The organism is Mesorhizobium sp. M0587 (genome assembly GCF_040320945.1).
Lineage (GTDB): Bacteria > Pseudomonadota > Alphaproteobacteria > Rhizobiales > Rhizobiaceae > Mesorhizobium.
This window is the reverse complement of the sequence record NZ_JAMYQP010000024.1, coordinates 19,568-43,581: the sequence shown is the minus strand read 5'-3', so window position 1 is coordinate 43,581 and position 24,014 is coordinate 19,568. Positions and strand designations below refer to the sequence as shown.

General features: G+C 60.9%; 17 protein-coding genes and 2 pseudogenes. 14 read left to right on the top strand and 5 right to left on the bottom strand.

Features of this window, described 5'->3' with window-relative positions:
- Positions 1–341: 341 nt before the first annotated feature.
- Positions 342–1,147, bottom strand: a pseudogene (locus tag NKI49_RS20925) (AraC family transcriptional regulator).
- A 96-nt stretch (positions 1,148–1,243) separates the two neighbouring features.
- Here NKI49_RS20925 and NKI49_RS20920 point away from each other — a divergent pair.
- Positions 1,244–1,669 carry a DUF1127 domain-containing protein gene (locus NKI49_RS20920; protein WP_352695748.1) on the top strand — a complete coding sequence of 142 codons (426 nt, stop codon included), beginning with the start codon at positions 1,244–1,246 and terminating at the stop codon, positions 1,667–1,669.
- A complete protein-coding gene (locus NKI49_RS20915; RefSeq protein WP_352601296.1) occupies positions 1,662–2,396 on the top strand; it encodes a class I SAM-dependent DNA methyltransferase in 735 nt (244 codons plus the stop codon). Before NKI49_RS20920 ends, NKI49_RS20915 begins: the two co-directional genes overlap by 8 nt.
- A gap of 247 nt (positions 2,397–2,643) precedes the next feature.
- On the opposite strand, the gene NKI49_RS20910 is transcribed toward NKI49_RS20915, so the two are convergent.
- The gene (locus NKI49_RS20910; protein WP_352601298.1) at positions 2,644–5,187 is read right to left on the bottom strand and encodes an RTX toxin; all 2,544 of its coding nucleotides are present in this window, start codon (positions 5,185–5,187) and stop codon (positions 2,644–2,646) included.
- Positions 5,188–6,271: 1,084 nt separating this feature from the next.
- On the opposite strand from NKI49_RS20910, the gene NKI49_RS20905 reads away from it, so the two are divergent.
- Positions 6,272–6,784, top strand: coding sequence for a DEAD/DEAH box helicase family protein (locus NKI49_RS20905; RefSeq protein ID WP_352601300.1), 513 nt, complete (start codon positions 6,272–6,274; stop codon positions 6,782–6,784).
- 268 nt (positions 6,785–7,052) lie between these two features.
- Here the strand turns inward: NKI49_RS20905 and NKI49_RS20895 are convergent, their stop codons facing one another.
- Positions 7,053–8,360, bottom strand: coding sequence for an NRAMP family divalent metal transporter (locus NKI49_RS20895; RefSeq protein WP_352601303.1), 1,308 nt, complete (start codon positions 8,358–8,360; stop codon positions 7,053–7,055).
- Between the two features lie 875 nt (positions 8,361–9,235).
- Positions 9,236–10,426 carry an MFS transporter gene (locus NKI49_RS20890; protein WP_352601305.1) on the bottom strand — a complete coding sequence of 397 codons (1,191 nt, stop codon included), beginning with the start codon at positions 10,424–10,426 and terminating at the stop codon, positions 9,236–9,238.
- A gap of 430 nt (positions 10,427–10,856) precedes the next feature.
- On the opposite strand from NKI49_RS20890, the gene NKI49_RS20885 reads away from it, so the two are divergent.
- The 4 genes from NKI49_RS20885 to NKI49_RS20870 all read left to right on the top strand — a co-directional run bounded on the left by NKI49_RS20885 (position 10,857) and on the right by NKI49_RS20870 (position 13,436).
- Entirely contained in the window at positions 10,857–11,066 is a 210-nt protein-coding gene (locus NKI49_RS20885) for a hypothetical protein (protein WP_352601307.1), read from the top strand.
- 84 nt (positions 11,067–11,150) lie between these two features.
- Positions 11,151–11,315 (top strand): hypothetical protein, encoded by a 165-nt coding sequence (locus tag NKI49_RS20880; RefSeq protein ID WP_352601309.1) that lies wholly within the window; start codon positions 11,151–11,153, stop codon positions 11,313–11,315.
- 362 nt (positions 11,316–11,677) lie between these two features.
- The gene (locus NKI49_RS20875) at positions 11,678–12,109 is read left to right on the top strand and encodes a hypothetical protein (protein WP_352601311.1); all 432 of its coding nucleotides are present in this window, start codon (positions 11,678–11,680) and stop codon (positions 12,107–12,109) included.
- 856 nt (positions 12,110–12,965) lie between these two features.
- On the top strand, positions 12,966–13,436 hold the full coding sequence (locus tag NKI49_RS20870; protein ID WP_352601313.1) for an SgcJ/EcaC family oxidoreductase: 471 nt from the start codon (positions 12,966–12,968) through the stop codon (positions 13,434–13,436).
- A 199-nt stretch (positions 13,437–13,635) separates the two neighbouring features.
- On the opposite strand, the pseudogene NKI49_RS20860 reads toward NKI49_RS20870, so the two are convergent.
- Positions 13,636–13,903 (bottom strand): annotated as a pseudogene (locus NKI49_RS20860) (helix-turn-helix transcriptional regulator); the annotation flags it as partial.
- Between the two features lie 216 nt (positions 13,904–14,119).
- Between NKI49_RS20860 and NKI49_RS20855 the strand changes: the two are divergent.
- The 7 genes from NKI49_RS20855 (at position 14,120) to NKI49_RS20825 (ending at position 23,721) form a co-directional block, all read left to right on the top strand.
- Complete coding sequence (locus NKI49_RS20855) at positions 14,120–15,118, top strand: LacI family DNA-binding transcriptional regulator (protein WP_352601315.1); 999 nt, start codon at positions 14,120–14,122, stop codon at positions 15,116–15,118.
- Positions 15,115–16,632 carry a sugar ABC transporter ATP-binding protein gene (locus NKI49_RS20850; protein WP_352601317.1) on the top strand — a complete coding sequence of 506 codons (1,518 nt, stop codon included), beginning with the start codon at positions 15,115–15,117 and terminating at the stop codon, positions 16,630–16,632. The genes NKI49_RS20855 and NKI49_RS20850 overlap by 4 nt, the downstream gene beginning before the upstream one ends.
- The gene (locus NKI49_RS20845) at positions 16,632–17,687 is read left to right on the top strand and encodes an ABC transporter permease (protein WP_352601319.1); all 1,056 of its coding nucleotides are present in this window, start codon (positions 16,632–16,634) and stop codon (positions 17,685–17,687) included. The genes NKI49_RS20850 and NKI49_RS20845 overlap by 1 nt, the downstream gene beginning before the upstream one ends.
- Before the next feature lie 73 nt (positions 17,688–17,760).
- A complete protein-coding gene (locus NKI49_RS20840) occupies positions 17,761–18,744 on the top strand; it encodes a substrate-binding domain-containing protein (protein ID WP_352601321.1) in 984 nt (327 codons plus the stop codon).
- Positions 18,745–19,013: 269 nt separating this feature from the next.
- Positions 19,014–19,241, top strand: a complete 228-nt coding sequence (locus tag NKI49_RS20835; RefSeq protein WP_352601323.1) for a hypothetical protein — start codon at positions 19,014–19,016, stop codon at positions 19,239–19,241.
- Between the two features lie 1,787 nt (positions 19,242–21,028).
- On the top strand, positions 21,029–22,120 hold the full coding sequence (locus tag NKI49_RS20830) for an HlyD family secretion protein (RefSeq protein WP_352601325.1): 1,092 nt from the start codon (positions 21,029–21,031) through the stop codon (positions 22,118–22,120).
- Positions 22,117–23,721 carry an MFS transporter gene (locus NKI49_RS20825; RefSeq protein ID WP_352601327.1) on the top strand — a complete coding sequence of 535 codons (1,605 nt, stop codon included), beginning with the start codon at positions 22,117–22,119 and terminating at the stop codon, positions 23,719–23,721. Before NKI49_RS20830 ends, NKI49_RS20825 begins: the two co-directional genes overlap by 4 nt.
- Positions 23,722–24,014 lie beyond the last annotated feature (293 nt).

Here is a 24,014-nt window from a genome sequence, read left to right as displayed (position 1 = left end):
AAATTCTGGGCGAACTGATCGATGCCGGACTTTAGTTCGATTAGATATCTTGCAACATCTGGTGCCTGTGACGGTCGGAACCTGAAGTTGGACGGCAGTTGGACGAACGTCAGCTCGGCCCGTCCTTGATTCAAAGGCCGCCAGGCAGCGCCCTAATCCGGTCATTTCGGAACATGGAAGCCGACTGAGCGGCGATTAGAAATCCAGCAGCACTGCGCCGCAGTGTTCATGGTTTGTGTCTCGAAAGTCGCACAATTGGCAAACTGAAACCGGTGCCAATCTAATCTTCGGCTGAGGTGATAGGCGAAGGCTGGAGAATGGGCCACGAGCCGCGCGGCGCGTTACTCTCCCGGAGACGGCTCTTGGAAATACTTTCCAGGAGAGGCACCGAAGGCCGCGCGAAACACCGCGATGAAGGCGCTCGGGCCAGAGTAGCCGAGCGAGAAGGCGATGTCGCCGACGCTTCGGCCGGCGGCGAGCCACTCCACCGCTTTGAGAAGTTTCGCCTGCTGCCGCCAGGCGCGAAAACTCATGCCAGTCTCCGTTGGAAGTGACGCTGGAGGCTGCGCGGGGACATGGCGGCGCATGACGCAATCTCATCGAGTGGCCAGTCTGCACCCGGGTCGTTCCGGACGTCTTCGGCGAAGGACCGGAGGCGTTCGGATATCGGCGAGGGAAGAGACAACGGCGCGACCGGACTCGCCCGGAGCTGGTCGAGAATGACTGCGACCAGTCGTTCGGCGCGGGCGCTGCCGGCCTCCGCACGGGGTACTTCGAGAAACGCCAGGATGAGTTCGCGCAGCAGCGGCGTCGTCCCGATCACCGACACATCCGAGGGCAGATTTACGACCGCGTCGGGCCGGAAGAAGAGATAGCTGCGATCGGTGTCCTGCAGGTAGGTCACTTCATGAAGGACCCCGGACGGCACGAACACGGCGCGTTCGGGCGGCACGATGAAGTAGCCTCGCTCCGTTTCCAGCCTCAGCGAACCTCGCACGATCTGAAAGAGCTGCGCGCGGTGGTGCGCATGGAACGCGTAGGCCTGCCCCGCAGGCTCGACTCCGCCCTGAGCGACGGCGGTGTGCGGATAATCGCCAGAGCCGTCTTCCGGCAGATGAACATTTACCAGGTTGTCGCGAGCGATCATGGCGGCTCACAAATACAATTTGTCAGACTAGCGATAACATGTCTGTCGGCGCTTCACTAGGTTTGCACCAACGCTACGCATCCGTGGGTCACAGTTATGACACTCGAACTGCAGATGATCGAAGTGCCGGAGCGCCTCGTCCATGGCCTTTTGACGAGCCTGCGGGCCCTAGCTGTTCAGGATTTCGCCATAGCGGGTTGGTGGCAACGCCGCGAGACTGAACATGCGCTGCGGCGCCTGTCGGATTGCGATCTGAGAGATATGGGCATCGCACGCCGTGACATTCGCGAGATCGTCCGATGTGGCGCGGTCCGAAGCGGCACGGGGCCAAACCGATTGCAAGCCGCCGGAATGGAGGCACCCGGACCCGAGGAACCGCCGGTCCCGTGCGGATGGGTCGAAGCCCTCGCTGCTCCCTTCTCGGGGCGGCCCGCGGATTCGTGCCGCCGTCAAGCGGCGCCGCGCGCTAGCCCAGCCTCCCCGGAGCAGATCACCAGCAGAAAGGCAAACGGGAATGCATGACGACGGATATTTCGATGAAAAGATTGCGGCGACCTACGATGACGATGACAGGATGTCGGCGCCAGAGGTCGTCGACCCGGCTGTTGAACTCTTAGCCGAACTCGCAGGAGGCGGACGCGTGCTGGAGTTCGCGATCGGGACCGGTCGCTTGGCACTTCCGCTCGCACGGAGAGGGGTGCAGGTAGAAGGCATAGAGCTTTCCCGGCCGATGGCGGCCCGCCTTCGCGCAAAAATCGGAGGCGCGGAAATCCCGGTGGCTATCGGTGACATGGCTAGGACACGGGTCGCTGGACGGTTTTCTCTCGTCTATCTGGTCTTCAACACGATCAATAACTTGGCGTCGCAGGACGCTCAGGTCGCCTGTTTCCAAAACGCGGGCGCGCATCTCGAACTGGGTGGGCGCTTCCTGATAGAGGTCGGTGTACCGCCGCTTCGGCGGCTCCCGGTCGGAGAGACGATGCTGGCGTTCGATCGCAGCAAGACGCATTGGGGCATCGACGAGTTCGACGTGGTGAACCAGACTTTCTGGTCCCATCACATATGGCTTAGGGACGGCATCTGTCAGCGCTTTTCGGTTCCGTTCCGCTATGCTTGGCCGGCTGAGCTCGACCTCATGGCGCGAGTAGCCGGCCTGACGCTCAAAGAGCGCTGGAGCGGCTGGAAAAGGGAGCCGTTCACTCAGGCCAGCGACATGCACATCTCCGTCTGGCAGAAGGTCGGAGGCTAGGACGGGTCGGGCCGATTCTGGGCTTAGAGGCGACCGTCGCGGCCAAGCGAATGGCCCGAAACTCATACGTTTCGCGGAGCGCTGAATCAGAAGAACGAATGCCAGTGTAGTTGGCAACGCCGCTCCAATCTCGGTCAAGTCCGGGCTGTTGTGGCCGCTTCATAGCGCTATCGGATTCATGAACAGGTTCGTACCAACCTGCGCGGGCACGAAGCGCGCCGAGGGGTTGAACCATCGCTGTGGCGGATCAGGCGAGCAGCCAATCGTTCAAATGGAATTCATAGATCATGCCGTCGTTCTCGGTCGGATTGGAGTCATTGTCCGTGCCGCGATCGGTGATGTACAGGCTCATACTGTGGCTTGGATCGTCGCTGCTCGGCGCCAGCGCCATTCCCGCCGGTTTGTGCGCATGGGCGGCGGAGATATCGAGCGTGCCCAACAACTGTCCAGTGGGCGTTACCATTGCCACCGAATTCTTCGATGTAATGACATAAAGGAGGTCGTGGACCGGATCGTACGCAATGGTCTCGTCGGAAGGGGTCCCCAGCGCGCGAGCAGAAAAACTCGTCACAATGTCATCGCCGCCCGTGCTCGCGATGCCATCGAATTTGCCGTTCTGACCCGGTGCGACGGTGTAGATCGTCTGTGTTGAGCCATCCGCGACATACAGGACGCCCCGTTTGGTATCATAGGCAACGCTTTCCGGATCCGTGCTGCCGAATGCCGACGTCTTGAAGGAGGTCACGATGTCGTCGGACGTGTTGTAAAGTCCATCCCGTCCGGGATTGAGTTCGTACACGCTCTTTGTGCCGGTGTCGTCCGCGAAGAAGAGATGGTGGTTAGCAGGATTATAAGCGACCCCGGCCGGCTCGTCGGAGAATTTGATGGTTGTGAGCGTACCCACCAGGCTGCCGCTCAGATTCATCTGGTAGAGATTCTTGCCGGTAAAAATGGACATCTCGTCAACTTCGCTGTCGGCAACCAGCAGCGTGCCCAAGTGGGAGATATAGACGATATCCGTGGGATCGGGGCTCGGTGGCGACCACTGCGACGTGAGGATGGTATGCGCCAGGGTCACTGATGTCGGGAGCTGGTTAGCACCGGTGACGCTGACGCTGAAGGCGTGGGTATTGGTGCTGCCGTCGGATGAAGTTGCAGTCACGTTGAAGTTGACCGACGGCTCCGACGTTGCGTTGAGCGTGCCGGTGCTCGAGCGCGTGATGACACCGGTGCTGGCATTGATGGCAAAGCGCGAGTCGTTGATGCTGTAGGTGACCGTCGATCCGGCATCGGGATCATTGGCCGATGCGGTGATGCCGATCGCCGTGCCGGCGGCGGCGTTCTGGCCAATCTGGTTGGCGGCGGGGTTGGCATCCGGCTGGGTGTTGAACGCGACCGGCTCCGGGCTATTGAGCACGGCGAGGGTGAAGGCCTGGTTGGCGGTGCTGCCATCGGACGACTTTGCCGTCACCGTCAGGTTGATCGACGACTGCGTCTCGAAGTCGAGCGTGCCAGTGGCCGAGCGCGTGATGACGCCGCTGCTGGCATTGATGGCGAAGCGCGAGTCATTGATGCTGTAGGTGACGGTCGAGCCGGCGTCGGGATCCCTGGCCGAGGCGGTGATCCCGGTGGCGGCGCCCGCCGCGGCGAGTTCGGCGATCTGGTTGGTGGCGTTGTTGGCATCGGGCGGTGCGTTGAAGGCCACCGGATTGCCGGGCGGACCCGGTAGAATATATTCGATATGCAGCAGCGGCGCGCTGGCCGGCGAGTATTCATAGGAATCTGCCGTGCGGGTGCCGGTGCCGGTGACCAGGAATGCCATGTCGTTGAGCGCAGCCCAGCCCGAACGGTTGACGATCTCCTGCACGACTGCCGACAGGTCCGGCGTGCGCTCGGCCAAGCCCTGCTCGCCCACCGTGGTCCACGGGTCCGGCGCCCAAGCGATGGATGCGGCCGTCCTGGGAAGCGAGGACACGTTGTTGTTGGCGGTAGTGAAGGGACTGGCGTCGTCGACATTGTCGCCTTGAATCAACAACGAGGTTGCGCCAGTCTTCACCTCGTTGGCCTGGAACTGGATATAAGCGCTGGTGATGATGGCGCCTTGCGGGATGTCGATGCCGGTGAAGCGGATGCCTACTGTCTGGCGAGTGCTGCTGTCATAGCCCAGCTCCAGGTCGTTGGTGTTGGTCGAGATCGAGCCCGAACCCTTCTCCTCGACGTCGTCGCCGGCGGCCGCCACTCTGGTTTCGAAGATCGGGTCGATCGCCGTTGAACTCGCGGCAAGCAGGCTGCTGGTGATGACCCCGGCGCCCGTTGTGCTTGTGCCGATGTCAGCAGCAACTGCCTCAGGGGTGGTGGCGGTGTAGGTGGCATGGCTGTTGGCATGGCCCGTTTCCGCATCGTGCCACAAGCCGGCGACCTTCGCCATCAGCGTTTCGAGGAAGGTGCTGTCGAGATGAGTCCCAGGTCCGGCCGTTGTCTCGGCGATGGTGGTGAGTTTCAATCCGCCATCGCTCCCCCATGTCGGAGTGAACCCATACGCCGAGATAGGATCGATGCTGTCCGCGGCGGGATCCAGGCCAGGATTGCTTCCGCCCTTGCCGATTTCGGCAGCGAGTCCTTCGCTAAGATCGGAGATCTCGCGGGTCGTCTCATTGTCGCTCGCGCTTTCGACCGGCGGGGTCCAATTGTCAATGTTCAGCCAGTCGCCTTTGAAGCCGGAGTCAATGCCGGAATCCGTCAAGAGTTTCTCGCCACTCCCGCTGCCGATCGCATGAGACGGTTCAGCCAATATCAATACTCCGCGCCCGCACCATGATCGACCAGGATACGAGATCGAGGATGGTAATCCAGTTACCAATCTGGACTAATCCATAGCCCAACGGTCTAAGCGAGGTCCTTTCGGCAGAGAACATGGCCCAGCGGCCAGATGGGCAGGCAGCTGCTGGGTCAGGCAGGCAGATAGAGGGACATCGAAGTCTCGCCTGCACCACCACATACTGAGCGCGCCCTCGAAACACGACACTTCCGTCGAGAGTGTGGAGCGGCAGCTTCAGGCGCGTAGCACCGGACGGACTGATCATCACGCACGTGGGTGATCCGCGCGTCAAGCTATTGCTGGATAGACGTACGCCATTCGTCGCGTTTGGAAGAACCGACCTCGACACCGCGTATCGTTATGTTGATTCGACAATGAACAGATTGCCTACGAGGCGACCCACGCTCTCGGCAGGCGGGGTCTTATACCGGGCCGCGACGTCCACATCGTCACCCACGACAGCACGCGGCTGGCGCTTCCTGCCGGCAAAGATCGGAGTTCATTCCGTGGGCATGGCCGGGCATTGGACGGAAACTTATCGAAGTTCTCGAGAGCCGGATCAATAATCCGATTGGGCCGGTGGAGACATTCTTGTTGAAAGCTGAATTCGATCCTGGCGAATAGTCGGGCCGATTTTGAGACCTTAAGTCAAACATGCATCACCCGTGGCATACCGTCGGGCGACCTTAACAAGCGACATGGGGGCGGGTTCGCTCGCAGCCGTTCCCACCTAAGCTCGATGTTCCTGCCGGTCACGCTGCTGCGGCTGCGTAGCGACCACCAGTGTCGGAACTGTCCGCTTAGATCGGGCAACTCGATCGAACGACTGCTTCTGGGATCTACGGCCGCCGCTCCCAACGACCCATAGAGGCGCATTTTGGCCGTGGATTCTGCTGTCCACTGAACGGTCCCGAATGCCGGAAGCGACCGCATTTCGGACCTTCACTGCAAATCCGCAAAGTCCTGAAAGCTGCCTTTGATTAGGCGAATTCGTTGGTGAACCGTCCGCAAATAGAGTCTCTTCTCGCCGAATTGAAAGCCATGGTAAACGGCGCCCATGGGCATCAAGAACTATCTGATCGAAGGCGGTTCCGGCACTGGAAAAACGTCTGTCGGTACCGAACTGGAACGGCGCGGCTACCACGTCATCCATGGCGATCGGGTCTTGGCCTATGTCGGCGACCCCGAGACAGGCCAGGCACTGGCCGGACCACCTGAAGGCGTCGCGGACCGCATCGCCTGGAGTTACGCGCACTGGATTTGGCCTGTCGACAAAGTCCGATCCTTGATCGCCGACACCACCCACCCAGTCACCTTCTTCTGCGGCGGCTCCCGTAACTTCCATAAGTTCCTGCACTTATTCGACAAGGTTTTCGTGCTCGATACCGATGTCGAGACGCTGAACCGACGATTGGATGGACGGCCAAATGAGCCGGGCTTCGAGCCAGACGAGCGTGCGTTGGTACTCCGCTACCATAGTACCCGCGGATACCTTCCAGCCGGGATCAATGTCGACACGGCCGGCACCGTCTCGAGCGTCGTCGACGATATCATTGCTCAACTGACCTGAAGCCTTGAAAGTGTTGCGAATGGGATGGAAAGCACTCGAATGGTTGGGGGGAAGACGCCAGCCTGCTGGAGCGGCTCACTGGCGGAGTCGCCAATGGTGTTTGGAGTGTGCAAGTCGGTGGGCGGTTTGTAGCCGCCCGCCTTGGCACGCGCCGGCGAAGCAACAAGTGCCGGTCAGGTCCGCCAGACTGGCTTGGTCACCCCCAATAAAAAACTGCCGGGCCGCTGCGAGATCGTCCCGAGTGCCAACGGCGGAAGCTATCTGGCTGTCACATGAACCAACTGATGAGCATCCCGAACATGCACATCGCCATCGCGATCGTGGAGGTCCAGCCCAGCCAGCGCAACCAACCCTTGATGGTGAAGTCGCCCATGACCTTCGGCTGCGCTGTCATAACCATCATAACTGTCATGACCGGAACGGCGACGACACCGTTGATGACAGCTGTCCAGTACAGCGCTTTGATAGGATCAATTGGACTGAACGTGATCGCTGCTCCGAGCCCCGTTGCCGCGGCAAGAGTGCTGTAAAACGCCACAGCTTCCTTAGGTCTGCGCGACAATCCCACCGGCCATCGTCTCGCTTCGCCAATGGCGTAAGCCGCCGCGCCGGCCAGGATCGGCACCGCTAGCAACCCTGTACCGACGATGCCGAAAGCGAAGATGACAAAGGCAAAATCGCCGGCAATCGGCCGCAACGCTTCGGCCGCTTGAGCGGATGTCTCGACGTCGGTGGTGCCGGCTTTATTCAACGTCGCCGCGGTCGCGAAGATGATCGCCAAAGCGATGATATTGGAGAATGCCATGCCTATGAGAGTGTCGGCGCGAATTCGCGAGAACGCGTCGAGCGCCTGACGTGGAGCCCTCAACAACGATTTTCTGTGATGATTTGCGTGGACCTCTTCAGCCTCCTGTGACGCCTGCCAGAAGAAGAGATAGGGCGAAATCGTCGTGCCGAAGATCGCGAGAAGCGTGGTGAAGAACTCGCTGCTCCAGATGATTCTGGGAACCAGCACGCCACCGAGTGCTTCGCCCCAGGGAACTCGCACGGCAAAGACAACCGCGACATACGAGAACAGGCTCAATGTCATCCACTTCAGGATGAGCGCATAGCGATCGTAGTTCACGAAAACGATTCCGACCACGCAAACCGCTGCGAATAGCACGACGTAGAGCACCGCCGGGCCGCCAATCAAAAGCTTCGTCGCATCCGCCATGGCGCTGAGGTCCGCGCCGATGTTGATGGTGTTTGCGATGAACAGAAGAGTTACGATTGATTGCAGAAGCCAATTTGGATAGTGACGGCACAGATTGCCTGCGATGCCGTGTCCGGTCGTCCTTCCGACGCGCGCACTGATTTCCTGAATTGCGACCATCAGAGGATAGGTCAGCAGCATCGTCCATCCGATGCCAAACCCGAGTTGCGCCCCCGCCTGACTATAGGTGCTGATCCCGGATGGATCATCGTCGGACGCGCCCGTGATGAGGCCCGGCCCGAGTCTGCCCAGAATCTCCTTCGCCGCGGGAGCGGCAGAGGAACTCGGCTGGTCTTTCCTGGCGGCCGTCAGTTCGTCCATCGTCACCGATCCACAGAGCAAAACCAGCGGCGCCGGTGGCCGCCAACACCTGCCCGAGGACGATCAATGGAACCGTACGCCCAAAGTGCCTCTGAAGCAGACGTGACACGACGGTGGCGCCTAAAGAGATCGCCAAAAGAACACCTGCCGGCTGCGTCCTGCGGAACATGACGCTGTCCGGCTGAGAGTGCATCCATAACTTCTTAGAAGGATTAAGGTTCCTGGATGCGCTTATCCCACTGGGAAGGCACAACTTCGTTGCCTGCAGAGTGCCATGGCGGGGCTATGTCGACCGCCAGCATTCGTCTCCTGGCCTCGACCAACCGGGCTCTGATTCTTCCGTACAGCGAAGCGAGTTGAGCAACCCCCGACAAGCTCTCCGCCGGACGCGCAGATTTCGTTGATCGACACCACCAAGCTACGCCCCATTTGCGGCGCGGCTGGAATGAATCCAGCAATTCCGGTTCGCACGCGTTGTTTCGGAGCGTCAAGGATGGTCGTATTGAGCTGCCCGCCGGTTACCGGTTGGGATAGACTTCGACGATTCGGATCTTTCCGCCGCGCTGTTGACCGGCTTCAACCTGAAGATGTCGGACTCGACCACCGTCAACGGCGAAGTTCGTGGCAAAATGTCGTCCGACAGTTCCACCATCGGCGCCAAGGTCGGACTGAAGATCGCCTTTTAGAGCATTTCAGGAAAGGTAGAACGGGGTCCGTCCGGAGTTGGTATGGAGTTCATTTCGTGCTCCGAGATCGCTAAATCTTCAGCAACGTCAGCTTCCCCATCTAAAGCGGCGGTCTTTCATGTGAGTCCATATCCTGCGACCCGCCGCTGCCATCCCTTGGCTGAGAAGCTCGCATAAGCGCGACCATCATCAATCCGGTGATGGGGGCCTTTCACGAAGTCCATTCACTAGCGGAAGGGACAGCACACAGAATGCTGCCATGATGAGGAACCCGGGCGGGCCATAGGCTCCGTAAAGCTGTCCTGATACCCAGACCAGGCCCGCGGTGGCCAGCCCCGGGCCGATCGCGTAAACGGCCTGCGCGGTGGCGGCAAGATGTGCGGGCACGCTGCTGGCGATAACACGCATACAGGCAAGATGCAGCAATGCGAAGGTAATGCCGTGAAGCGGTTGCACGAACGCAAGTATCCAAACCACCGCCGTTTCCGCTTCCACGACCCAGCGCAGGATTCCGGCCACCGCGGCCAGAGCAGCTGCCCCGGCCACGCCAAAGCGACGCAGCAGGATCGGTCCAAACAAAACGAACATTACCACCTCCGCTGCGACGGCTTCCGACCAAAGCATGCTGCTCGCCGCCGTGCCGACCCCGGCCGCCGTCCAGCGGATTACCGAGAAGGTGTCATGCATCGCATGGCTGCCATAGATCAGCGCCGCAATCACCACGATGCGCCGGAATGTCGGAAGACCGAGCAGCTCGCGCAGCCCGCCGATTACGCTTTGCCCGACCGGGTCCGCAGCCCGCTCGGCGGCGGTGTCTGATTCCGGCACCAGCGCGGCGGCAGCCAACGCTGCGGCGAGCAGCGAGGCGTACATCCATATAATCGCACCTAGACCGAAAACTCCGAGCACCTGGCCAGCCGCGAGGGTGCCACCTACGAAGGCCGCTGATGCCGCACCCCGCACCCAACCATACTCAAAACCGGGCTCGCGCCCCGATGCGCGCGCCGCAAGGGCGTCGGCGAGGGTTGTGATCGGCGCCAGTCCTGCTGACTGGGCAAGATAGACGACTAATATAAGAAAGAGGCCCTGCACGCCAGCCAGCCCAAGCGTCGCCGCCACCGCGATCCCGATGCAGACCGCCAGGGTGATGCGGAGGGCGCCGAGAAGATCTGCAATTCGATTGGCGAGCGGTCCGGCAATCAGCCGGGCTGCGTTGCCTAGCCCGAATAGAACGCCCAGCTCTTCAGGTGTCAGGCCGCGCACCTCAAAATACCGTGGCCAGAACGGGGACGCTGTCCCGAATGCTGCATACATAAGGACATAGAGCGCTAAAAATGCCAGTAGCGGGCCAGGGCGTGCCATGCCAAGGAGTTCTGCCATGGACGCGCCTCGCGTGGAAGCGGCTTCGACCCCGCCACGTTGACGTTACTATCGATGCTGCCGTTGGAGACCTTGCTCGCACCAGGTTAAGGGCTGAACTTCGCGATCGCGACAAAAAGTCGGCATCGCTCACGATACCTCCGCGCTTGTTTTCCAATCGATACGGCTGAGCACCGGCTCTGGAAGCTGGCTAAGGGCCAGGTCCAATTCGTTGCGACCGGCCAGTGGGTGATCGGAATTTATCCACCACCCGATCTCTTCCTGGAAGTGTGGCCAAAGTCGAGCCGATCCCGCGCCAGCCCCAGCCGGCTAGGAGCTATCGGCAGCCTCGCCGCTGCCTAGCTCTCAGCTCCACGCAGCGGCCTTTTCTTTACTGCCATTCCCCAATGGGATTAATTGCGCAGCATATCAGTCCGGCGGGGAGGGACACATGCCGATCCACCGAAAAGCCGAAGAGGCAGGCGTCTTCTATCCGTCTGACCTGGCGCTGCTGGGCCGCGTGTTCGACCGGCTCACGTCCGAGGTTCTAGCTGAACAGCGACGCCAAGCGCTGGCGTCCCGGATTATTGCAAATTACATGGCCGGACTAGTGGACGAGGAAGAACCTCTTTCGGCTTCCCGGCAGGCGCTTGGACGGTAAGCGAACCCGTGAGCGAATCCCCTGGCTAGACTTGGTCCGAAAGCGTAAACTATCGCATTCTTGGCCAACATCAGGCACAATGTGATGGCGGAAGAACAAGCACGGCCCGGCCTGAAACCTGAAATCGTCAGCGAGCTCGCGCGAGAGTCAGGCGTACCCGAACACCAGATACGCGAGATAGTGTCGCTGGTCGGCTTCGATCGCGGCTCAATCCTGAGGGAAGCTCGTCTCTTCAAAAAGAACACGTAGGGCCTGCCCTTCTGCACGGCGTCGGCGGCATCATCGTCGAGGCCCAGCCTAGGTCACGCGACCGAGGCAAGCCAGCGCCGTTTTGACCGGCCGCAGGATCGGTCCGCGGCGCTTGCATGACTGCTTTCGGGCGACCGCAAATTTCAATTCTATGACCCCGCATACCAGTCGTTCAATTGATGAACGTGCGCGCCGGTCCCTCTCATCTCTTCCACATCGTCGGTCGGAGAACATCCTGCATAGACTCTCTGCGAGATCGAGTTCGCCGCGCGCCTCAATCGCCGCCAGGCCGGCTCTTGTCAGGACCTCGGAGCGCGATAATTCTTCCTCAGTGGGGAGACTTCCGTCAACAGGAGCCGACCATGAAACACCAAACCTTGGACCAACTGCAGACAATCGCAAAGGTGGAACCTTTGTCGACATACCCGATCATGAGCCGCCAGCAGCGCATTGAGCGTTGGGCGGAGTTGCTGGAGAAGGTTCCCGAGCGACGCCTGCGTGCTCTTACCCGCACCGAGCATCTTGAGCGAAAACGCCGTGACGCGTCACGCTGTGAGGGCTCGCCAATTAGCGTGGCCTTCGAGGATCCGGTACTCCGCGTGGAGGGCCTAAGGGATGATTCATATGGAGAAGCCAAGCGGTTCTTCGAGCTGACTGACTGGCAATTGCACGACATCGTCTGCAGCTGCCACGTCGGAACCACGTTCAGAGGTGAATGGGCAGCCGCTCGGGTCCGCCGAACAATCGGTGGGAACAAGTTTCTTAAATGGCTGAGAGGGAAAATGTGGCACTGAGGTTGCTTAAGAAGCGCGGTCGATACTGAGTTGACAGCGTGACGTATCGTTGCGTCTGCTGCCAGCTGCACTTTTCGGTGTTCCCGAATTACCAGCGCCTGAGGTGGTCTGCGAACAGCTCCTGCCGCTGAAACCGGCCCTCTAAATGCGCGAAGGCGCGGCGACGCCGGCCCTGGCCGTCTCTGGACCGGTGGTTGCTATCGATTGATGCTGGGAGTTGATGCCGCGCTTGCTCATCGAGTGCTGAGCTGAGGACGGATCGATTCCGATCAGTATTTCGATCTTGCGCCCGCTTCTTTTTGGGATGGGGCGCTAGGCTTCCGCGGCATATGGGGCAGTTTCGCAAATGGAATTTGCAAGAGCTCACCCACTCCGGGCCTTCGTTGAAACCAGCTTTGTGGCATCTTCATGGGTCCGAAGTGCTCGGCAGAAGCTGGCGCTTTGAGCGCGGCGAAAATTAGCTCAAAACGAGGCGCGCATTGCAGCGGCAGATCCGGGGCCGCCTTCTGACAGACTGCTTCCACGCTAGGCGGCGGAAAAGCTGCCACAAGCGGATGAAAATGACGACGTGGACCGTCTCGCAATATGGCTTGATGGTCGGTTCGACTGCTCGGCGGGCCTTCCGGCAAGGGGTACTCCTTCCGGATTAATTGCGCAGTTGCTAATATGCGGCTAGCTTTCAAGTTCTAGCGTTGACCGGTGCGACGGGCGTCATGTGTCCCCTCAGTAGTCCCTCGTCGCACCGGTCATCTCTTTCTTAGGGCGTGAACTCATAAACGTGCGCGGCTGGACAGCTAAGTCCGCTGCACACCCAATATGCCATGCCGTTCGTATCCCTCCAGAGGCATCATCAGCGATGAAAAGATTCATCACAGTCGCCGTCGCCTGCGCCGCATCGGCTGTCGCGCAAGCCGACACCTCGATTAGTTGCAAGACGGTCAACAAAGACCAAATCGCCGCGCTGTTCGATCGCTGGAACAATTCGCTGGCAACGCACGATGCGGCCAAGGTTACCGCCAATTACGCTCCTGATGCAGTGTTGCTGGCGACCGTTTCCAATCAACCGAGAACGGGTCCCGCCGCAATCAAGGATTATTTCGTCCATTTCCTCGAGCGCAATCCCCAGGGCACCATCGATAGCCGCACGATCCATATTGGCTGCAACACGGCGTATGACGTTGGCACCTATACTTTCGCGCTTTCCGGAAACACCCCGGGCACAACCGAGACCGTCAAGGCGCGCTACTCCTACATCTACGAATTGCGCAACGGAAACTGGCTTATTGTCCACCACCACTCCTCGGCGATGCCGGAGCCGGTGAAGTAGAAGCGGTGTAGTTTCTATCGCAAGCCGTGGCGAGCGGAGGGAATGGCGCTGTCGATGACGCGGCACTGTTCGCAAGAAGGATTGCCGCACGCACAGTCGGCAAGGTTCTGTGGTGTTACCCGGCCCGACCTGTTCGCGCCAGCCATCGAGCAGGCAGACCTCGCTCCGGGACGAGCGATCTATCGAAGCCGGCGATGAAAAAAGCCCGGGTGAAAGCCTCATGCGAGTTGTAACCGGCGTCGAGCGCGACTGAGGGGATATCGGGCGCCTCGCCGGCCAGCCTGCGCGCCGCCTCCGTCAACCGGCGCAAGCGCACATAGCCCATCACGGAACGGCCCGGTGGCGGCAAGAAAAGCCCGTGTGACATGAAATCGCGACACGCCACTGCTCTGGGCGACGTCTTCGAGCGAAATCGGCTCCGGCAGATGGCTCTTGACGAACCATAATGCTTTGTCGGTTGGGTTCATGTGTTCCTCGCATGCTCGACGATCTTCCCGCCCCTCCACCCGGCCAGTTTGATTGAATTGCGCCGAGCGCAAAATTTGATCCGAAATAGTCATCGAAGCGATTGCGCAAACGTTTCGACGGCGCTACCGTAGCTCTAAATCCGCCAGATCCAATAAGAGCGGACCGGAAACGCATCATCAGGGAGGAGCGCTTGTCAGCACTCCAATTGAGCCGCCATGCCGACAATGGCTGAGGTCGCGCGCCGCGCCGGCGTGTCGGTTTCGACCGTCTCGCATGTCATCAACCGGACCCGCTTTGTCTCGCCGGAGAAGGCCCGGCTGATCAATGACGCGATTGCCGCGATGGGCTATCAGCCCAACGAACTTGCGCGGTCGCTGAAGGTGGCCTCGACCAACAGCGTCGGCCTGGCGATCTCGGCGATTTCCAACCCCTATTTTACCGACATCATCTGCGCTGTCGAAGCCGAATGCGCGCGTCTTGGCCTTATGGTGTTCCTCTCCGACACGCAGGAGGATCCCGATCGCGAGCTGTCGGTGGTGCGCGCGTTCCACCAGCGGCGTGTCGACGGCGTTATCCTGGCACCGTCGGGCGCGCCCCAGCGCGCCATCGATTATTTGGCCGAGAAGAAGCTGCCCTGCGTGCTTATAGACCGCTTCGCCGATCAGCGCTTTGACCAGATCGGTGTCGAGAACGAGACGGCGATGCGGGCGCTCATCGACCACGTCGCCTCCTTCGGCCACAAGCGCATCGGCTATCTCGCTGGCCAGCCGGGCTTGGCGACGACGCGCGAGCGCATCGAGGCCTTTCGCGCCTCGCTTGCCGCCAATGGACTTGAATACCTGCCGCACTATGTGTCGTGCGAGAACGTCGACACGGCGAGTGCCACGGCGTCGACCCACGCCATTCTGTCCCTGCCGTCGTGGCCCACGGCATTGATCACCGGCAACAATATGACGACCATCGGAGCGGTGCGGGCAATCCGCGAAAGGGGTCTCTCGATACCGGGGGATCTCTCGCTTGCGGGTTTCGACGATTTCGAATGGGCCGATTGCTTCGAGCCGCGACTGACACTCGTCGCCCAGCCCTGCAAGGAGATCGGCCGGCAGGCAGCGGCCTTGCTCTGCGCCCGTATTGCGTCGAGCGATATTGAGCCGCAGGCGGTCCGGCTGCAGGCGACGCTGCAGGCCCGGCAATCCTGTGCGAGCCCGACATGAGCGCGCCGCTGCTTTCGGTCACCGGTGCGGTCAAGCGCTTTGGCGGTGTCCAGGCGCTGCGCGGCGTCAACTTCGACCTCAAGGCCGGGGAAATCCACGCACTGCTCGGCGAGAACGGCGCCGGTAAGTCGACGCTCATGGACCTCTTGTCGGGTGTTTACGCACCAGACGAGGGCACCATCCTCATCGACGGCAAGCCGGTGCGCTTCAACAATCCGCGCGAGGCGCAGGCAGCCGGCATCGCCACTGTCTTCCAGGAACTCGATTTGGTGCCGACGCTCGACGTCGCGTCCAACCTGTTCCTCGGCCGCGAACTGATGCGGCCGGGCGGCTTCCTCGACGTGCGGGCGATGCGCGGCGAGGCCCGCAAACGATTGGAAGCCATCGAGCTTGCAATAGATCCGGCCAGCATGGTCGCCGATCTGTCGATCGGTCAGCGCCAGGTCGTGGCGATCGTCAAGGCGCTGTCCTACGCCTCGCGCGTGCTGATCATGGACGAGCCTACGGCGGCATTGACGGTCGGCGAGGTCGAAAGGCTGTTCGACATCATGCGCAAGCTCGCCGGCAGCGGGGTCGGCATCGTCTATATCTCGCATCGCCTGGAGGAGGTGCCGCTGATCGCCGACCGGGTGACGGTGATGCGCGACGGTCGCGTCGCCGGCATCACCGAGCCGCATGCGCCGCAGGCCGAACTGGTGCGGCTCCTGGTCGGGCGACCGCTGGACGAGCTTTATCCCGAACGGGCCAGGACGGCCGGCAAGACGCTGCTCAGCCTGCGCGACGCGAGCTTCCGGCTTGCCCATGAAAGTGCCGGATGGCAGCCGCCCACCGGCATCTCGCTTGACGTCAATGCCGGTGAGATCGTCGGGCTAGCCGGAATCATGGGGGCAGGGCGCACGGAACTGCTCAGCGCGCTCTATGGCGCCGGTCTGTCCGGCCGTTGGGAAGGTGAGGTCGCCATCGACGGCCGGCCGGTGAAACTGGATTCGATCAAGGCCGCGCGCGACGCGGGCATTGCCTTCGTCACCGACGACCGCCGAGGCAGCGGCCTGATGCTCAGAATGGCGGTTGGCCTCAACCTCGTCATGTCGGTGATCCGCCGCATCTCGCCAGCAGGCCTGATGTCGCCGCGGCGCCAGATTGATGCGATCAGGCAATCCTTTGGCCAGTTCGACATCAGGCCGAAGAACCCCGACATCGCCGTCGGCGCGCTTTCGGGCGGCAACCAGCAGAAGGTGGTGCTGGCCAAGGAAATCCTCGGCAATCCCCGGCTGCTGTTGCTCGACGAGCCGACACGTGGCGTCGATGTCGGCGCCAAGGGCGAGATCTATGCGCGGCTGCGGCAACTCGCGGCGCAAGGGCTCGGCATCCTGGTCGCCTCCAGCGAGATGCCGGAGCTGATCGGCCTGTGCGATCGCATCGTGGTGCTGCGCCAGGGGCGCAATGTGGCGGAATTCATCGGCGGCGTCGACGAGCACACGGTGCTTGCCGCGGCAAACGGCAGGGAGGCCTGATGGCGCAGGACAAGATTTCGATCGCGGGGGCGCGTTTGGTGCCCGTGCCGGCACCAAAGCATCGCGATCCGCTAGCCCTCATCGTGCGTTTCCAGAGCTTGATTGGCCTGGTGCTGGTGGCGATCGGCGGCATCATCTTCTCGCCGCGCCGGCATGGCGAAATCTTGTTCCTCAACCCCGATAACATCGCCAACATCGTGCGTGCCGTGTCGGAAACCGGCATCATCGCCATCGGCATGACCTTCGTCATCATCACCGCCGGCATCGACCTCTCGGTCGGCGCCGTCCTTGGCCTTTCCAGCGTGGTGACCGCATCGATGATGATTTCGGGTGGCTTTGGCCTCGTCCCGACCATCCTTGCCGTGCTGGTCATGGGCATCGTCTTCGGCACGATTCAGGGCACCATCTCCAGCCGCTTCCGGCTCGAGCCGTTCATCGTCACGCTGGCCGGCCTGCAGGCGGCGCGCGGCCTGGCGCTGGTGGTGTCGGGCAATCAGTACATCAACATTTCTTATGGCGACGGGCCTGGCTTAGCGCCCCCGGTGTTCGCGGTGCTTGGCGAACGCCTGTTCAGCAACACCGTTCCGGTGGCCACCATCGTCTTCATCGCCTTCGCCGCGATCGCTACCGTGGTGCTCAACACCACACGTTTCGGCCGCTACGTCTTCGCCGTTGGCGGCAATGAGCGCGCCGCGCGCATTTCCGGCGTGCCGGTGTCGATGGTGAAGATCTCGGTCTATGCCATCACCGGCTTTGCCTCCGCGCTTGCAGGGATCGTGCATGCCGGCCAGTTCAATTTCGGCAGTGCTAATGACGGCATGGGGTACGAACTCACAGCGATCGCCGCCGTGGTCATTGGCGGTACCAGCCTGTTCGGCGGTGCCGGCTCGATGGTCGGCACGGTTGCCGGCACCATCATGCTCGGCGCGCTCGCCAACATCCTTCAGCTCAACAACATCACCCCCGCCATGCAGCTGCTCGCGACCGCCGCGATCATTGTGCTGGCGGCAGTGCTCCAATCCCTCGTTCGCCGCCGCGAGGGTTTGGGCCGTTAGGAGGAAGGCGGCGGCAAGTGGAAGTCAGTCAACCAAAGGTCTGGCCCCCGGCCCGACGAGGAGGAGAGTGAATATGGAAACCACAAGAAAAAGGCGTGCCCTCAAGGCCGCGCTCCTGGCAGGCGCTGGCCTGTGCATTGCGGGAGCCGCCCAAGCTGCCGGCCCGATGGTCAAGGCTTGCGCCAAGGACGGTCAGTTCATCATCGGCTTTTCTCAGGCGAACAATGCAGAACCCTATCGCCAGCACGTGAATGACGAACTGACCGCGGCTGCCAAGCAAGTGCCGGGCTTCACGCTGCAGATCGCCGACGGCGCCGGCAACGTCAACACGCAGACGTCGCAGGTCGACAACTTCATCACCCAGAAGGTCGATCTCCTGCTGATCTCGCCCTTCGAGGCGGCACCGCTGACGCCTGCGGTCAAGCGTGCCATGGATGCCGGCATCCCGGTCATCGAACTCGATCGCAAGACGGTTGGCGATCCCGGCAAGGACTACACCGCCTTTATCGGCGGCGATAACTACAAGATCGCCATGGAAGCGGGCAAATACACTGCCAAGACCCTGCTGCCGGACGGCGGCGAGGCAGCCGTGCTCGAGGGACTGCCAAGCTCCACGCCGGCGGTCGAACGGCTGAACGGCTTCAAGGACGGCGTGAAGGCGAATGCCAAGATCCAGGTCGTGGCCGAACAGGCCGCCGACTGGGTGCCGGACAAAGCCCAAACCGCCTTCGCCGCCATGCTGCAGGCGCATCCCGACATCAAGGTGCTTTACGCCTCGAATGACATGATGGCGGCGGGCGCGCTGCTTGCCGCTAAGGGCGCAGGCAAGGACGTCAAGATCATCGGCACCGACGGGTTGCCTGGACCGGCGGGCGGCATCGAAGCCGTCGCCAAGGGCGATTGGGCGGCGACCTTCACCTATCCGACCGGCGCCAAGGAAGCGATCGAAATGTCGAAAAAGATCCTGCTCGATTGCGCCTCGTCGGTGGAGCCCACGGTCACCGTCGACACTACGGCGATTACGGCCGAGAACGCCAAGCAGCTGTCGGGTAAGTAGCCACTGCTGCAACTCACGCCAAGAGGGCGGGAGTAACGAACCCCGCCCTCTTTGCGTTCGCAACCTTTGAAGGCAACTAAAAAAGAGCGCATCGCGCTGAAAAGTGCACCAACAACACTAAAGCGATTATATATTTGACAGACCTGACACTGAATTAGCTTGCAGCATCCGCGTACGAATTCGTACATTCTGTCGTCGCCCGGCACGCCGCGGCATACGGACGATTGAGAGATGCTTTGCGCTCTCGCCATGCAGCGAGAGACAGCCAAGTGCCCTTTTCCAATTTCCAATTTCTGGCATCGGAAGACCTGGCTATGTGTCAGCGTGTGTTCGATCAGATATGCGCCGACGCCAGCTTGCACCCCACTTCGATTGACGCGGAAATGCTCGCGTCCACTGTGCTGACTGTGTTTCAACTTGAGCCCAGCAAAACCGAAGCGGAATTGCTCGTCTCGATCCGCGACCGCCGCAACGATTTCGAGAAGCTGACGGGCTGAACTTTTCCCCGGTTTGCTCGTTGGTCCCGTATGAAATACAGGTGGGAACCTGACTACCATTTTATCGAAAGCGCCCGCCGTAAACAGCGCCGAGCGGATGCCGAACTGAGCTCCCTACAATCGGCCATCGATGAGACACGCCGCATCCTAGCGGCCTCACGGAAGCTCTTGGAGCAGATTGCCGAGGAACCCTATCCAGCCGTACGGGATGGCGTTGTCGTGGAAAAGAACGAAAACGGAACTAATTCATAGGTGAAGCTGCCGAGTCAGCGTTGGCCGCAGCGGCACTCCCAGAAGCTCCACCCGTTTATTTGGGGCGATTCGTTGTCGCAAATAGAAAAGACCGGTTCAGTGATGTGAACCGGCCTTGGATGTAACCGCCGGTGAGGGCGGAATTTGTGGACCACGACAGGACAATTATCGCGTTCGTGGCGCAATTTTCCAGGGCCATCATTTCGCTCGGTAGGCTTTAGAACGTTTCTGCGTCCAAACGGGCCACAACCTGTCCCGTTCCACCGGATGAACAGCGCAGTATGCCTGTGATGTCCTTGGCCATCTTCAAAGGCGCCAAAATCCCAGCAAGCGTTGCAAGCTACCGCTTTCGTCCGCCCACGCTCTTCGCCAAGGGCGGCGGGGGTTCTATAGGGGAGCAGGGGGGTGGTCGGCCATGTTGCCTGACTAAACCCTGCGCAGCTTTAATCACGGCCTTTCGGTTGTTACCGTGTTTTAGGATCAACTCCCAAGCCAGGTCCGCAGTCAAACCGTTCTCCGAAGCGAAATGTCCGACCTGATGGTCGTGAATAGCATCATGCCAGAGCTTATCATCGCCCATTTTGAGCCTCCGCTCTGTCCTGTTTGAGCTATGAGCGCCAGGATCGTCCCCGCTCTGCAAGCTATCGTCATATTAGCGATAGCTCAACTAAGACTGAAGTCCCTTGCCCCTCGATCGAGCCTTGGCTTCACGTGCATCGCTGACTACGAGAGCCTCAAGACGAAGCGCAATTGAGATGGAAGCCGACGTTCGCAGCGAACGACTAGGCGGCAGCCCGGCAGCTCAGTTGCGACGGGGATTGGCAGCGCCGTGGCCTCCGGGGTTGACGGGCGGGGCCGCGAAGCGGGTCCTCATACCCCAATGCCAACGCCGTACCCGCTGCATGGCTGCACGCTCTACTCTATGCATCAAGGAGGCGTTGCAGGTGCGTCGAGTTCGGAGGTCGATATGCCACGGAAGCTTGGAAACCCTGCGGCGTCCGCTTCTGCACCGGCCTGCATCTCCGGTGTAGAAAGTCCGATTTGCGTCACGTCCCTTGTGAGGTGAAGGCCATTTCGAATGGGGAGAGCGCTTGAGCGTAGAAGGGCGTGCACAAAGGCTGGTCTGCTTCGGGCCTTACGCGTCTCAGCCCTTGCGATCAGTTTTGCGACCACCTGAAAGCGGGCGTCGCACCAACCAGGCTGGAGGGTTGCCGTCGCCAATTGCCGGCCTCCTGAGGCTTCGACCCCGAGATGGACATTTGGCTGCGCCGGTGAATTGACCGGCTGACAGCACGACCTGTGCCGAGGTCCAGTGCGAACTGCCAATCGGGCGAGTTGGGATATTCATTCGTGTGATAGCGGCGAGACCATGAAATCCGCGATCGTTGGGCAACTCTGAACCGCAGCTCGACGGAGACATTCTCGTGAAAGCTTATTACGTATCGCGGCTCGCAGCTTTGCCGACCATCTGGGGTTCTCCGGGAGCTCGGTATCCCCTTCGACGGCGAGTGCGTTGACTTGAGGTCGAGGCGATCATGAGCCGAGCCCGCAAGATCGCAATCGCCATCATTGCCCTTATGGTGATGCCACCAGCAGCAATATGGAGCTGGCAGTGGTTCACCATCGGCCGATTCGAGGTAGCGACCGACAACGCGTATCTCCGCGGAGACATCACCAGTATCGCTCCCAAGCTGGCGGGCTATGTCGTCGAAGTCGACGTGGACGACAATGCCAGCGTTTCAAAGGGGGCTGTTCTCTTTCGCATCGACGATAGCGACTACAAGGCCAAAGTGATCCAGGCGAAGGCTAACGTCGCCGCCCGGCACGCGGACATCGCCAACATCGGGGCGACTCGAAAACTCCAGGACGCGTTGATCGCGCAGGCTGAGGCGCAGAAGCAATCCGCCACGGCTGACCTGCAGTTCGCGCGCGCCAACCTGAACCGCTACGTGACGCTGCAGAAGAACGGGACAGCAAGCGATCAGAAGCTGCAGGATGCACAGGCTGGCCATGATAAGGCACAGGCATCCCTGGACGGCGCAGAAGCCAATCTGTTGGCTCAAAAGCTGAAGCTCGACGTGCTGGATGCGCAATTGTCCGGCGCGAAAGCAGCCCTGTCGCAGGCGCAGGCAGCGCTCGAACTGGCTATGCTCGACCTAGACAATACAGTCGTGAGAGCTCCGGTCGAAGGAATCGTCGGCAATCGCCAGATCCGTGTCGGCCGCTATGTCACGCCAGGAGCGGCAGCCTTGGACATCGTTCCCGTCAACGACGTCTGGGTCGTCGCCAACTTCAAGGAAACCCAGCTGAAACAGGTGCAGATCGGTCAACCTGTCCGCGTCAGGGTCGACGGATATCCAGATCTGGAAATCGCTGGTGTTGTCGACAGCTTCGCACCCGGCAGCGGTGCTGCATTCAGCTTGCTGCCGCCAGACAATGCCACCGGAAACTTCATCCGCGTTGTCCAACGCGTGCCGGTCAAAGTCAAAATGACGCGGAACCCATTGCCCGGCCGCCTGGTTCCGGGGCTCTCGGCTCGCGTTGCCATCGCCGTTAGTGCCCGGGATGCGGCTATTGCGCTGGAAACGCAGCCCGGCGGAACCGCGAACGGACGCTCGCTACAGTGACGCATCTCGCCGAAGAAGGAGCCGTGCAGCACCATCTCGGCGCACCGTCGCGCGCCTGGCTCATGGCGACAGGCATTGTGCTGGCCGCCCTCATGGACGCGGTCGCGTCCACTGCACTGTCCATCGGCAGGATCGACATGCTTGGCGACACCTACGCAACACCGGACGAACTGGCGATGGCCGACGTTGTTTTCATCGCGGCCAAACTGACGGTTTTCCTTGTCGCGCCGCTTTTTGTCAGGGCAGTCAGGCCGACCGCCTGTTTGCGCGCGGGGATCGTCGCCCTTTTGCTGGCATCCGCGGCAATGACGTTCTCGGTTGACCTCACCTGGATTGACATCTGCCGCGTTGTCCAGGGGCTGGCCGGCGGCACAATTCTCGTCGCAGGTCAGGCTCTGCTGTTCTTCCGGTTCCCGCACAGAAATCAACCGGTCGTCCAGGCAATTTTCGCTGTAGGCGCCGTGACGGCTCCGGCGGCCGTTACGCCTGCCCTGGAGGGCTGGCTCGTCGACCATCTCACCTGGGAGCGGATATTCCTGAGCAACATTCCCCTCGGCATCGCCTCCCTTGTCCTTCTGGGGGCGGACGGCGACCGAACGTACTGGCGGGAAATCAGGCTTCCTGTCCTTGAGGTCTCGTTGCTCGGCCTGGGTGCCGCGCTTTTGACCTACGTCTTGCTGCAAGGCAACAGGTTCAACTGGTTCGACGACACGGATATCATCGTGCTTGCCACCATCGGTGTCGTGGCCGTCGGCTTTCTGGCCATTTGGGAAATCGCTTTCCGTTCAGAAGGCTCACTGCTGGCTGTTTCGCCATTCGATGTTCCGGACTTCCGCTTTGGCCTCCTCGTCAGCATCGTCGCGGGCTTTGCTCTTTCGGGCAGCGCCTATCTCATCCCGGCTTTTGCCCTCAACGTCCTCGATTTTACGGCCACGGGCGCAGGAGTGCTTCTGCTACCCAGTGGGGCCGCACTCGCGCTGGGACTTCTGTTCGCTGGCTTCGTCATCGAAAAGGCCGGAATTCACCCGATTGCACTTGTCCCGTTCGGTGTTTTGCTGTTCGCCGGAGCCATGTGGCTCCTGTCGGGTTCGACCAGCGCGAGCGGCTCACCGGACCTGAGCGTTCCTTTGTTTCTGCGGGGATTCGGCCTGGGTCTGCTGTTCGTGGCATTGACCCTGATTTCGCTTCGGGGACTTACAGCCGATGCGCTGCCGTTCGGCATCGGCCTGTTCGACTTCGGCAAACAGGTTGGCGGTATGACCGGCACAGCCCTTTTGCAAACGTACATTGATCATCAGAATGTCCACAATCGAACCATACTGGCTGCCCACCTCATGAATGGCGACGCGGCCGTGGACCAGCGCCTGCGGGCCACCGCGAACCTTCTGCTGACAAACGGTATGGACAGCGCCACGGCGACGAAGGCCGCGCTCCCGCTGCTGCAGCACGCCCTTGAGAGGCAGGTCGCCACGATCTCGTTCGATGAAGCTTTCTTCGCGCTTGTGGTGCTGTTCGCGGTTGCTGCGCCCTGTCTCATTCTGGCCAAGCAATTCCTCGGCCGCCGAGCCGCTCGGCCGAACCGAACAAGGTCTAGAACTTAGCGCCTCTAGCCATTTACATTGGAACTTGTCTTTGCCGGCAGGGCTCCCGGATGTATCGTGCGAGCGGTGTCGACCGACCACATGGGAATGCAGGGGCATTCTGGGTTCGGTGTGCAGCAGACAAAGCGGCAGGCGACATGACCTGGCCGTTCGTCCAGTCTCTACGCGATGCATGGATTTCCATGAGATGCGGCTGGGGCGCGGCGGGTTTATCATGGGCTGCGAGTTCGTCAGCCCAGATTCCAGCTGCTGAGAGCAAGTGCTATACGGAGAGCCGACAAGGCTTTTGTGTG